Here is a 511-nt window from a genome sequence, read left to right as displayed (position 1 = left end):
CCTGCCGCGCGGCAATCAGGATGGAAGCGGAGCGTCAATCAGGATGAGAGAGCTTCGCCGGGCTCGTGACGCAGGGAGGGCGTAGCCCGACCGGAGTTACGAGCCCGGCGTCGGCGCGATCCACAGGGGACCGCGCCGACTGGTGATCGCGGCCGGCTGGTTATGCAAGTGGTTCTTCCGCCAAGAGGAATCACTCGCTTGCCAGGCCGACACATTACCGATCACCAGATGAGGCTCTACATGAAGTACCGTCAAACCGATACCCCGCCAGTGGCCGCCGCCAAGGCGTCGTTCAGTAGCTCGACCGCGTATCGCTTCGAGAAGGATCGAAGGCTCCCATCGCAGAAGAAGGGAGCCCGCGGTAGTCGCCGGCCGGATCCCTTGGGCGACGTGTTTGAGGCCGAGGTGGTGCCGATGCTGAAGGCCGCCCCCGGCGTGCGGCCGGTTGCGATCTTCGAGGAGATCTTGCGACGGCACCCTGAACTTGGGGCCGGCATCCGCCGCACGCTGG

At 65.6% G+C, this 511-nt stretch carries 1 pseudogene; it reads left to right on the top strand.

Going from position 1 to position 511, the window contains the following annotated elements:
* Positions 1-198: 198 nt before the first annotated feature.
* Positions 199-511, top strand: a pseudogene (locus tag AKN84_RS44355) (IS21 family transposase); the annotation flags it as partial.

This window comes from Bradyrhizobium tropiciagri, assembly GCF_001189845.1.
In the GTDB taxonomy this organism is placed as follows: Bacteria; Pseudomonadota; Alphaproteobacteria; order Rhizobiales; family Xanthobacteraceae; genus Bradyrhizobium; species Bradyrhizobium tropiciagri.
The sequence above is the reverse complement of the archived record's forward strand: the minus strand, read 5'-3'. Positions and strand labels throughout refer to the sequence as shown.